The following is an 11,879-nucleotide window of genomic DNA, read 5'->3' on the forward strand; positions in this document are numbered from 1 at the left end:
AAACGCATCATAAAGTGAATCTCTATGATGCGTTTTTTGCTATGTATAAGATAGCTTATGCTTTTACTGTTTGCTCATTACCATTTACAATAATATCTAGCGCTTCTCCGCTCACAAGTGTAAATGCTGTCTCACTTTTATTGACCTCAACCTTAAGAATCTGTCCTCTAAAGTTTACTTTAAAAGAATAAGCTTCCCATGCGTCTGGAATTTTAGTTTCAAAAGATAGTGTGTCATTTTTAACTCGCATTCCTCCAAAGCCTTCTACTACGCTCTGCCAGGTTCCAGCCATACTCGTGATATGTAAACCTTCTTCTACTTCTTTATTGTAATCATCTAGATCAAGTCTTGATGTACGCAAGTAGAATTCGTAAGCCTGGTCCATTCTTCCAAGTTTAGCTGCTTGTATAGCATGCACACATGGCGACAGCGAACTTTCATGTACCGTAAATGGTTCATAGAAATCAAAGTGCTTTTCTAGATTTTCCTGAGTAAAATGATCTTCAAAAAAGTAAAAGCCTTGTAACGTGTCTGCTTGTTTAATATACGGCGAACGCAAGATGCGATCCCAAGACCATTTTTGATTAATAGGTCGGTTGGATTTTGGTAAATCTGCTACAGTGATTAATTCTTTATCTAAGAAGCCATCTTGTTGCAAGAATACGTCATGCTCTTCAGAATATGGGAAATACATCTGTTCTGCCGTAGATTTCCAAGAGAGCATCTCGTCGTAAGACAGATGAGTTTTACCAGATATACGTGACCAGTCTTGCTTTTGAGTATCTCTTATCAATTCTGCTTTCGCAAAAGCGAACTCCATACACCACTTTGCGATATAGTTTGTAAACCAGTTATTGTTTACATTATTTTCATATTCATTAGGCCCTGTAACTCCTAGAATCACATAGGCATTCTTAGCCTTAGAAAAAGTTGCTCGCTGTCTCCAGAAACGTGCCACAGCTATAATCACTTCTAGCCCCATTTCTGGAATATAAGTAGTATCGCCTGTGTAACGCTCATAGTTATAAATAGCATATACCATAGAGCCATTGCGGTGTATCTCCTCAAAGGTAATCTCCCACTCGTTATGACACTCTTCCCCGTTCATTGTGACCATAGGGTATAATGCAGCACCTCCTGAGAAGCCTAGCTTCTCTGCATTCTCAATAGCTTTATCCAGCTGATTATAACGATAGGTGAGTAACTGCCTAGCTACTTGTTGATCCTTAGTTGCCATGTAAAAAGGTATACAATATGCTTCCGTATCCCAATAAGTTGATCCTCCATACTTCTCACCTGTAAATCCTTTTGGACCTATATTAAGGCGGCTATCTTGTCCCGTATATGTTTGATTGAGATGAAAGATATTAAAGCGTATACCTTGTTGCGCCTTTACGTCACCATCTATAGTAATATCAGACATTTCCCAGGTCTTCGCCCACACCTCCTTTTGAAATTGTTGTAACGCATCAAAACCAACTGCAGCTGCTTCATTAATTACAGTCGTAGCAGCGTTTACAAGATTATCTTGCTCATGATTAAGGCTACTTACATATCCTCCTAATTTATGAATACTAAACGTTTCTCCTTGAGAGATTTCTGTTTCATAAACATGCCCAATATATGTTTCTGTAGTATTAGTACGCTTTCGCGAAAGCGCAACCTTTCTACCATCTATATTAAAGCTATTATGCATCATAGTGCACACATGAAACTCTGTCTTCATGGTGTGTGCCGTGATAAAAGCCATATCACCATCTTCTGAAACCTCTAGCGTGTTCCAAAACTTATCATCCCAATTAGAATCTTCATTAGTTATGCCGCTATCTAAATATGGTTCATAACTTATAGTTGCATCTTTATTAATAGGTGTTACTTCGTAGTTAATAGCACCTAGCTCATCCATTTTCATGCTCAAAAAGCGAGTAGACTTTACTGTAATATCTACATCATTTTGTAAGGTCGCATTAAAGCTTCTGTACAATACACCGCTTTTCATATCAAGTTCGCGACGGAAATCTTTTACCTCTTTACACGTATGTAAATCTAGGCTCTCACCATTTACAGTCACTTTTATACCTATCCAGCTAGGAGCATTGAGCACTTTTGCAAAGTATTCTGGATATCCATTTTTCCACCAGCCTACACGAGTTTTATCTGGATAATAAACACCTCCTATATAGCTTCCTTGAAAAGTTGCTCCGCTATAATCTTCTTCAAAATTTGCGCGTTGCCCCATGGCTCCATTTCCCAGTGCCATTAAACTCTCTGAAGATTTTATGTTATCTGGGTTCCATCCCTCTTCTATAATGGACCAACTATTTGGTGTGATATAATCTATATGCATACTCTCAATAAAATTTTAAACAATAGTCCTAACCCTACAAATTAGTGCGACAGAACGTTTATTAAATAAATTGTTATTTTTCTAGTACCTTATGCTTCAATAAGTGAGGATAAAAATGCGTCACTCATTTCTGTAAAGTCTGTAAATACATAATCTGCTTCATGTAATACATCTTTTTCTCCTATACCTATACTTACCATTCCAGCAGCATTTGCCGCCTGTACTCCCGCAATAGAATCTTCAAAAACAATACAATCTGTACGTTCTATTTTTAAAGCCTCTCCTCCTTTTAAAAATACTTCTGGATCTGGCTTTGCAGCCGTTACATCATTACCATCTACAATAGCCTCAAATTTCTGTATGAGATTAAGTTTTGTTAAGATAGGCCTAGCGTTTTTACTAGCACTGCCAAGAGCGACACCTTGATTCTTTTCGTGTAAAAAGTTTAATACACGTACTACATCTGGAAGAATCTCACTATCATCCATTCCCTCTATATATTTGAGGTATTCTTCATTCTTCTGTATAAGCCAGTGTTCTTTTTGTTCTTGCGTAGCTTCGTAGGATGCTAGATCAAGTAAGATTTCAAGCGATCGCACACGGCTTACTCCTTTAAAAAGTTCGTTCTGTTCTTCTGTAAAATCAAAGTTCATTTCCTTAGCGAGATTGCGCCATGCCAAGTAATGAAATTTTGCTGTATCTACTATTACGCCATCTAGGTCAAATAAGAATGCTTTTTTTTTCAATGTCAAGTTATTTTCATGCCTATTGGTTTATGGATAAACCAATCGCTTTTGTGATTTTAATTTTTCGCGAAAGCGTTATTATTTAATTCGCTTCGTACTCTCTCGTTCTACAAGACTCGTTTCTATATAAGCCGTTGTGTATTCCTCTATTTCCTCTTCTGGACGTTCTAATTTATTGATAAGAAGCTCTGCTGCCTTGCGTCCCATTTGTTCTCCGTGCTGGCTTACTGTAGTGAGGCTAGGTACAAAGTGCTGTGACAACTCACCATCTGAGAAGCTCACGATACTCACATCTTCAGGTATGCTTTTGTCTGCCTCCATAATATATTTGGCAGCGGTCACAGCAAAAATTTCATTTATCGTAAATACACCATCTATGTCCTTCCCTTTTAAGAAATGTTTGATACGTGCTTTTGCCTTATCATTGAGCTCATCTATAGCATCTAGTTTTAAAATAAGATCTGGATCTATTTTTATACCTGCAGATTCTAATGCTTCTATGTAACCCTTTGTTCTTAATTTACCTATCGTTATATAGTCATCTGTAGTGATGATAGCTATTTTTTTACAGCCTGTTTTTATCAAGTGGTTTACGCCTAGCTTTGCTCCCTCGCGGTCATCTATAAGTACTTTGTCACAAGGTATCTCATCTACTACACGATCAAACATTACAACAGGCATTCCTTGATCAATAGCCTCTGTTAGGTGTCTAAAGTCGTCCTTTTGCATTGTTTCTTTTGATAAAGAAAGGATAAATCCATCTGTACTACCATTTGCGAGTAGCTCCATATTAAGGACCTCTTTATCAAAATCATTATTAGAAAGGGTGATAATCACATTGTAATTGTGCTCTCTCGCCATTTGCTCAACTCCACGTATTACAGTGGTAAAAAAGTGATGCACTATTTGCGGTATAATAATCCCGATAGTGCGTGTCTTCCTGTTTTTAAGACTTAACGCGATATTATTAGGCTTATAATTATACAGCTTTGCAAAGGCTTTAATCTTCTGGCGTGTGTCTTCACTTATTTCTGCACTATCACGCAGTGCTTTTGAGACAGTAGAGATAGAAACATCAAGTTCTTTGGCAATTAATTTTAAGGTGAGTTTTCTTTTCATAATGGTATCGTAAAAATAGGCTTACTAAAAGCTATAGTACAATTTAAACAAATCCTTTTGGGTACGAAAACGATGTATTCTTAATAAGTTATTATATTTATTATCAAAATGTGAATTTTTGCTCTATTTTAGGATGTTTTAAATAGCATTTAGATCATTTTAAATTAATCTACTTGTTCAATTTATGTCTAAAAACTAGTCAAAACATGAAGCAGCTTCTTATCATTCTTGCACTTTTTACTCTTATAGGTTGTAAAGAAAAAACAACTCCTGTAAATGAAGTGGCAGTGGTAGAAGACCGCTTTCGCGAAAATTATCGCCCTCAATACCACTTCACTCCTCCCACAATGTGGATGAATGACCCTAACGGCCTCATATACCACAACGGCACTTATCACTTATTTTATCAGCATTACCCAGAAGACATTGTCTGGGGACCTATGCACTGGGGTCACGCCACCTCAAAAGACCTTATCTCTTGGGAGCACAAACCCATTGCCTTATATCCTGATGAGCTAGGTCTTATCTTTTCTGGTAGCGCTGTGATGGATATACATAACACCTCTGGCTTAGGGACAAAAGACAATCCTCCTATGGTTGCTATTTTCACCTATCACCTTATGGAAGGTGAAAAAGCAGGACGCAAAGATTTTCAAACTCAGGGTATAGCTTATAGTCTAGATGAAGGTGAAACTTGGAAAAAATACAGTGGCAACCCTGTTATAAGTAATGACGGAAACATCAAAGACTTTAGAGATCCTAAAGTATTCTGGGATGAAAATACTGAGCAATGGGTGATGACACTTGTCGCTGGCGATCACGCCAAATTTTATAGTAGCCCAAATCTCAAATACTGGACTCTTATGAGTGAGTTTGGAAAAAATATAGGGGCACATGGTGGAGTTTGGGAATGTCCCGATTTATTTCCATTACAGATTGCAGGAAGTGATGAGACAAAATGGGCATTACTAATCAGTATAAACCCAGGAGCACCTAATGGAGGTTCTGGGACGCAATACTTCATTGGTGATTTTGATGGAACTACATTTACCCCAAATCAAACAGAAACAAAATGGCTAGATTATGGGACAGATAATTATGCTGGCGTCACATATAACGGCCTAGCAGATAATGACCGAACATTTATAGGATGGATGAGTAACTGGAACTATGCTAGAGATACACCTACAGAAGTATGGCGCAGTGCAATGACGCTTTCACGAAAGCTAACGCTTCATAAAAACGAAGAAAATGGATATTATTTAAAAAATTATCCTGTACCATCGATTGAAAATTACAATTATGATAAAGTGACACATGAAACAATGAATGATGGCATGTCACTTTCCAGTGATAATTATAATGAACAACGATTAGATTTTATAATTCCTGGAGAATTAGACACATTTACATTGACATTTTCTAATGCAAATAACGATTCTCTCAAATTTGGGTATAACGCTGAAGGTCAATTTTGGCTAGACCGCACCTCATCTGGACTAACAGATTTCTCCACTACATTTGCCGAAAAAACTCATATCGCACCAGCAATTTTAGATGATAATATGGACGTATCAATTTCCATTTTTATGGATGCTTCCTCTATAGAAATATTTATAGATGGTGGAAGTACTGTGTTTACAGATCAAATTTTTCCTACCACGCCATTTACTGCACTCACATTTACAAGTGAGGATGCTACAATCGCAAATTTAAAAGTGAGTAAAATAAAACGAATCTGGAAGTAGTGTACTAGAACATCACCTCTCACAACCATAAAAAAAAGCATATGAAAGAAATTACAAAATGGAGTATCACCGTAGCCTTAGCCGGATTTTTATTTGGGTTTGACACGGTAGTAATAAGTGGGGCAAACTCACCTATTAAAGAACTATGGAACCTATCTCCATTTATGCATGGCACTTTCATTATGAGTATGGCTTTATGGGGAACCGTGATAGGATCATTGTTAGGTGGCCTTCCTACAAAAATGCTGGGAAGAAAGAAGACATTATTCTGGATAGGCATTTTATTTTTTGCCTCTGCCCTAGGATGCGCACTTACTCAAGATCCGTATACCTTTTCTGCCTTTCGATTTATAGGAGGCATAGGTGTAGGAGTATCGTCTGTAGCTGCACCTATTTATATCACAGAGATAAGCTCAGAGTCTAATCGTGGCAAACTAGGTGGGTTATATCAATTTTGGCTAGTATTTGGTATTCTCATTGCCTTTGTATCAAACTGGTTACTCAAAGGCGTAGACGGCACAAACGACTGGCGATGGATGCTAGGTGTAGAAGCTATACCTGCACTTATATACACTCTTATGGTAATGAAAGTGCCTAACAGCCCGAGGTGGCTCGTACTACAGAAAAAAGATGATGCAGGCGCAATGCTTGTTTTACAAAAAATATATGAAGGAGCTGGGGCTGCACAGTCTAGACTAGAAGAAATAAAACTAGATTTACAGCAAACTAAAACCTCAGAAAATCTTTTCCAAAAGAAATATTCAAAAGTACTATGGCTAGGATTTCTCATTGCATTTTTTAATCAGTTATCTGGAATCAACTTTGTGCTATACTACGCGCCTCAAATCTTAGAACAAGCAGGTTTAGGGGGAACCGAGTCACTTTTTAATTCCATCTCTATAGGGATTGTAAATCTCATATTTACTTTTATAGGAATACGTTTACTTGATAAACTAGGTAGAAGGCAACTCATTATCATAGGCTCCATAGGCTACATTATAAGTCTAATTATGGTAGGTATATGTTTCCAGATGGAGCTAAGCGCTACATTGTTACTTATATTTATCTGCACATTTGTTGCATCACACGCTATAGGTCAGGGAGCTGTAATATGGGTATTTCTCTCAGAAATATATCCCAACCGCGTGCGAGCTTATGGTCAATCATGGGGAACTAGTACCCACTGGGTATTTGCAGCTATCATCACACTCGTGACACCATTTTTTATAGATGATAAAGAAGGGATCATGAGGGACCATCTTTGGAATATTTATTATTTCTTTGCAGGGATGATGGTACTCCAATTGATATGGGCAATTACATATATGCCAGAAACCAAAGGACGCACCCTTGAAGAACTAGAAAAAGACCTTGTAGACCATGCCAAATAATCCACTTAAAGTTGCCTGTTATGGCGAAATCCTTTGGGATGTATTTCCAGATAAAAAACATCTAGGTGGCGCTCCACTCAATGTGGCGTTGCGCTTACACTCTTTTGGAGTAGATGTAGCTATGATTTCCACCCTAGGTAATGATGCTTTAGGCAAAGAAGCACTTGCCGAAATTAAAGAGCTTGGGTTAAAAACCAAATATATTCAACGCAATGATAAGCCTACGGGTCAAGTAACCGTTAATCTTGATAAGAAAGGTGTTGCTTCTTACGAAATAGGAGACAATGCTGCTTGGGATAACATTGCATGGACAGAAGATAATGTAGCAGCAGTTACAAATGCAGACGCCTTGATTATAGGGAGTCTCGTTTTTCGCGAAAGCGTAAATCTTGACACTCTGCTACTTGACGCAGAAGAAGAAATTACACCTCCTGTAAATCTTGAAGCAATAGAAGTACTTATAGAACGATCTAAGTTTACGGTTTTTGACTTAAATCTTCGTGCTCCACATTACGATCTTGAGGTCGTAGTAGGGCTCATGGAAGCGGCAGATATGATAAAGCTCAACGATGAAGAGCTAGAGCTTGTTGTGCTAGCAATGGGTATAGAGGCCGAGACGCTGGAGGATGAGCTTAAAATGCTTAGTGCGATGACAGAGACTCCTACCGTTTGCGTTACACTAGGTGCAGAGGGAGCGATGTTATTACATAAAGGTGGCATCCACACTCAAGTAGGTTTTAAAACTAAAGTGGCAGACACCGTAGGTGCTGGAGATAGTTTTCTAGCAACCTTAGTCTTTGGTTTATTATCTGGAGAAACGGCAGATGATGCACTTGAGGTAGCTTGTGCTATGGGCAGCTTAGTAGCTGGTAAACCTGGTGCAAATCCAACGGTGCATAATGATGAAGTAAATGATCTACTTGATGATATTTAGTAATCACGCTTTCGCGAAAATTTGAATTCAATATATTTCGTAAGTATACAAAACAACAAAGCCGACTTTTCAAAGGTCGGCTTTGTTGTTTTGTGTTCTGAAAGTTTATTGCAAAAGAAAACCTCCCAATTTCTTGAGAGGTTTTTGTACGGGCGAGAAGACTCGAACTTCCACACCGTGAGGCACCAGATCCTAAGTCTGGCGTGTCTACCAATTCCACCACGCCCGCATTTCAATACATCGTCACGTAATAACTTCGTAACGGGGTGCAAATATAATACTTTTTTTCAATCTCAAAATAAATAATTGAAAAAAAATACATTTTATTCTCGCATCCTCCAAATAAATCAACAGTTACTCATGCTAGTTTATTGATTATGAAGCCTGTGAATCGCTTTAAAATAATCCTTATCGAATTGTTAAATTTTCTGAAAATACAATAAGCGTATCTGTACCACTTCCGGTTAATCGTTGCGCGTATATTTCTATAAAATCTCCACTCTCCATAGTGACAACCGTATTTATAGACACAGATTGTATTTGTGTATCATTTTCAATAAGCACCAATGCATCAGAATCATCTACTACAGCTCCATTTTTTGCGATTATAAAACTATAAAAGTTACCTGCAGCGCCTGAGACGCGAACGGATAATGATGCACTAACTTGAAAATTTCTAATTTTCTTACCTTCATATATCAATCTATTATTTGCCGCATTTGATTGAAAACGAAATAACTCTGTATTATCAAAAGCTCCATTACCTACTATTGGAACCGCTGTACTACTAGTTATGCTTTGAGAAAAGCCAGTAGTTATTGCCGCAGTACTGTAAAAATTGGCAGTAGATTGATCATCAGTCTCTGTAGGAATACCTGAGCAGTTAACATTCCAGTCTGTAGTAAAACTAAAATCCGTATAACTTCCAGTAGTATATCCAGACACTAATGTCCCAGCGCCTACAAAGCTTAGTCCATTTAAACTAGCCTCATTAACAATAGTAGGATTTGCACTTACATCTATTCCTACTTCACCTGCGTCTGCTTCTATCCTACCACTTGACATTTGAAAATTATTAAAGGTTCCTGAAACAGTCGCAAATGTTCCCGTATTTGAAGTCGTCCAAAAAACATTACTCATAAGCAAAGAACCAATATCAGATAGATCAAAACCATCATTGTTATTTACGTATTGAGCAATACTAAAAAAAGCCGTTCCTAGAGAATGTAATGTCCCCATAGTGCTAGCCCCAGTGAACACAGTATTATTAACTACCAATAAGTCTGACCCCGTCCCAGTAATATCAAAAATAGGAGCGTTTCCTCCTGATATGGTGATATTTCTTATTCTACCCGGCGATCCTTGAAAAAGTGCTACTCCAGAAGTATTAGCCAGTATATCTTGAGAAGAATCTACTCCTTCAATGTAAGCACCATTCATATTTATAGGAGCACCCAAAACAATTGTTCCATTAATTTCGTATAGAAAATTTGAATTTAATAAATAAGTAGAACCACCACCAGCAGCAAGCTCTTCTGCCAGATCTGATGCATCCTTAACTAATTTATAATTTACTCTAGAATTATTAATACTTATTCTCTGCCATCCGCCTTCATAATAATAAAAAGATTCCAAAGTAATATCGTAAACTAACAATCCTTGTGCTGGAGTTGATATGGCTAATCTCTGTGTAGACGTCATTCTAGGTGTCAAAAGCCCCCCTACTTCAGATTGTATATCAAGAACCGCTGATGGGTCAGGACTAGTTGTGTTGATTCCAACCTGTGCTGTCATATTTAAAGTCAAAAAACAGCCCAGAAAAGATAAAAATGTAATTGTATACCTCATGATGTTTTTAGGTAAAAGTAAATTTTAACACTAATAATCACGTTGTAATTAACATTTTAATCGATGAAATACACAATATTTTATTATTTTAATTATAAATGCATTTTTTTAATGATTTGTTACTTGTAATATTTCACACAAAATGAAAGTTATAAAGTAAAAATATATTATCTAAAAAGTTACAGGCTCCTAAAGAATTTCTCTTATTTGTACTTTTGAAAAAATTACTATTTGATGAAAAATTCTAAAGAATATATAGCTGAACATAAAGATCGATTCTTAAACGAACTTATTGAGTTATTAAAATTACCAAGTGTGAGCGCAGATCCAGCATTTGCGTCATCTACTAAAGAAACAGCAGAAACTGTAGCGCAGAGTTTACGTGATGCTGGCTGCGATACAGTAGAAATTTGTGAGACCCCTGGATACCCAATTGTGTATGCAGATAAGATTATAGATAAAAACTTACCTACAGTTCTCGTGTATGGTCACTATGATGTACAACCAGCAGATCCTATAGAACTATGGGATTCTCCACCATTTGAACCTGTAATTAAAAAAACAGATAAACATCCAGACGGTGCCATCTTTGCACGTGGCGCTTGTGATGACAAGGGGCAAATGTATATGCACGTAAAAGCGCTTGAGTATATGGTTGCAAATGATAGACTTCCTTGTAATGTGAAGTTTATGATAGAAGGTGAAGAAGAAGTAGGAAGCGCAAACCTTGCTTGGTATCTGGAACGTAATCAAGAAAAACTTGCAAATGATGTCATCCTTATCTCAGATACTGGAATGATTGCAAATGATATTCCATCTATCACAACCGGTCTACGCGGTTTAAGTTATGTGGAGGTAGAAGTTACTGGACCTAACCGCGACCTTCACTCTGGTCTTTATGGTGGTGCCGTAGCAAACCCCATTAATGTCTTATCAAAAATGATTGCCTCACTACACGATGAGAATAATCACATCACGGTTAAGGGCTTTTATGACAAGGTAGAGGAACTCACACAGGCAGAGCGCGATAAAATGGGTGAAGCACCATTCTCACTTGATGAGTATAAAGAAGCCCTAGACATAGATGCTGTTTATGGAGAAAAGGGGTACACTACAAATGAACGTAACTCTATACGCCCTACCCTAGACGTAAACGGTATCTGGGGAGGATATACTGGAGAAGGAGCCAAAACAGTGATTGCCAGCAAGGCGTATGCAAAAATATCAATGCGACTAGTCCCACACCAAGAGTGGGAAGAAATTACAGAACTCTTTAAAACACATTTTGAAGGTATTGCACCTGCCGGAGTGACTGTAAAAGTAACACCGCATCACGGAGGTCAAGGCTATGTAACTCCTATAGATAATATGGCATATCAAGCTGCCGAGAAGGCTTATGAGCAAACTTTTGGAAAAACACCTATACCGCAACGCAGTGGAGGTAGTATTCCGATTGTAGCTTTATTTGAAAAAGAACTTAAAAGTAAAACTATCCTTATGGGCTTTGGATTAGATAGTGATGCCATACACTCACCTAATGAGCATTTTGGCGTATGGAATTATTTAAAAGGAATAGAAACCATTCCTTATTTCTATCAGTATTTTACAGAGATGAGTAAGTAATCACATTTCTTATTTTAAAAAAGCGTTTTGGTAATCTAGTAATTACTAAGGCGCTTTTTTATTCCACTATTTTTCAAAAAACGAAGCCAGACAATAGACAGAAGCCTATCTCCTATTGATATG

8 protein-coding genes and 1 tRNA gene are annotated in these 11,879 nt (G+C 37.5%); 4 read left to right on the forward strand and 5 right to left on the reverse strand.

The window, feature by feature from the left end:
* Positions 1 to 55: 55 nt before the first annotated feature.
* The 3 genes from DCS32_RS04745 to DCS32_RS04755 form a co-directional block, all read right to left on the reverse strand.
* The gene (locus DCS32_RS04745; RefSeq protein WP_108877221.1) at positions 56 to 2,347 is read right to left on the reverse strand and encodes a glycoside hydrolase family 65 protein; all 2,292 of its coding nucleotides are present in this window, start codon (positions 2,345 to 2,347) and stop codon (positions 56 to 58) included.
* Between the two features lie 89 nt (positions 2,348 to 2,436).
* Positions 2,437 to 3,093, reverse strand: coding sequence for a beta-phosphoglucomutase (pgmB, locus tag DCS32_RS04750; protein WP_108877222.1), 657 nt, complete (start codon positions 3,091 to 3,093; stop codon positions 2,437 to 2,439).
* 78 nt (positions 3,094 to 3,171) lie between these two features.
* On the reverse strand, positions 3,172 to 4,212 hold the full coding sequence (locus tag DCS32_RS04755; protein ID WP_108877223.1) for a LacI family DNA-binding transcriptional regulator: 1,041 nt from the start codon (positions 4,210 to 4,212) through the stop codon (positions 3,172 to 3,174).
* Between the two features lie 206 nt (positions 4,213 to 4,418).
* On the opposite strand from DCS32_RS04755, the gene DCS32_RS04760 reads away from it, so the two are divergent.
* From DCS32_RS04760 to DCS32_RS04770, 3 genes are read left to right on the forward strand one after another with little or no spacing between them, the layout of a single operon-like run.
* Positions 4,419 to 5,960 (forward strand): glycoside hydrolase family 32 protein, encoded by a 1,542-nt coding sequence (locus DCS32_RS04760; RefSeq protein WP_108877224.1) that lies wholly within the window; start codon positions 4,419 to 4,421, stop codon positions 5,958 to 5,960.
* Between the two features lie 41 nt (positions 5,961 to 6,001).
* On the forward strand, positions 6,002 to 7,351 hold the full coding sequence (locus tag DCS32_RS04765; protein ID WP_108877225.1) for a sugar porter family MFS transporter: 1,350 nt from the start codon (positions 6,002 to 6,004) through the stop codon (positions 7,349 to 7,351).
* Positions 7,341 to 8,285 (forward strand): carbohydrate kinase family protein, encoded by a 945-nt coding sequence (locus DCS32_RS04770; protein ID WP_108877226.1) that lies wholly within the window; start codon positions 7,341 to 7,343, stop codon positions 8,283 to 8,285. The genes DCS32_RS04765 and DCS32_RS04770 overlap by 11 nt, the downstream gene beginning before the upstream one ends.
* Positions 8,286 to 8,432: 147 nt before the next feature.
* Here the strand turns inward: DCS32_RS04770 and DCS32_RS04775 are convergent.
* A tRNA-Leu gene (locus DCS32_RS04775) sits at positions 8,433 to 8,514 on the reverse strand.
* Between the two features lie 179 nt (positions 8,515 to 8,693).
* On the reverse strand, positions 8,694 to 10,079 hold the full coding sequence (locus tag DCS32_RS04780) for a cell wall anchor protein (protein ID WP_239057563.1): 1,386 nt from the start codon (positions 10,077 to 10,079) through the stop codon (positions 8,694 to 8,696).
* Positions 10,080 to 10,367: 288 nt separating this feature from the next.
* On the opposite strand from DCS32_RS04780, the gene DCS32_RS04785 reads away from it, so the two are divergent.
* Positions 10,368 to 11,756: a dipeptidase gene (locus DCS32_RS04785; protein WP_108877228.1), complete on the forward strand. Its 1,389-nt coding sequence runs from the start codon at positions 10,368 to 10,370 to the stop codon at positions 11,754 to 11,756.
* The last annotated feature ends 123 nt before the right edge of the window (positions 11,757 to 11,879 follow it).

It is taken from the genome of Dokdonia sp. Dokd-P16, from assembly GCF_003095655.1.
Lineage (GTDB): Bacteria > Bacteroidota > Bacteroidia > Flavobacteriales > Flavobacteriaceae > Dokdonia.

What these genes read in the sequence shown, in the direction of transcription:
- DCS32_RS04745 (WP_108877221.1), bottom strand. Translation starts at nt 2,347, where the DNA reads ATGCATATAGATTATATCACACCAAATAGTTGGTCCATTATAGAAGAG.
- DCS32_RS04755 (WP_108877223.1), bottom strand. Translation starts at nt 4,212, where the DNA reads ATGAAAAGAAAACTCACCTTAAAATTAATTGCCAAAGAACTTGATGTT.
- DCS32_RS04760 (WP_108877224.1), top strand. Translation starts at nt 4,419, where the DNA reads ATGAAGCAGCTTCTTATCATTCTTGCACTTTTTACTCTTATAGGTTGT.
- DCS32_RS04765 (WP_108877225.1), top strand. Translation starts at nt 6,002, where the DNA reads ATGAAAGAAATTACAAAATGGAGTATCACCGTAGCCTTAGCCGGATTT.
- DCS32_RS04770 (WP_108877226.1), top strand. Translation starts at nt 7,341, where the DNA reads ATGCCAAATAATCCACTTAAAGTTGCCTGTTATGGCGAAATCCTTTGG.
- DCS32_RS04780 (WP_239057563.1), bottom strand. Translation starts at nt 10,079, where the DNA reads ATGACAGCACAGGTTGGAATCAACACAACTAGTCCTGACCCATCAGCG.
- DCS32_RS04785 (WP_108877228.1), top strand. Translation starts at nt 10,368, where the DNA reads ATGAAAAATTCTAAAGAATATATAGCTGAACATAAAGATCGATTCTTA.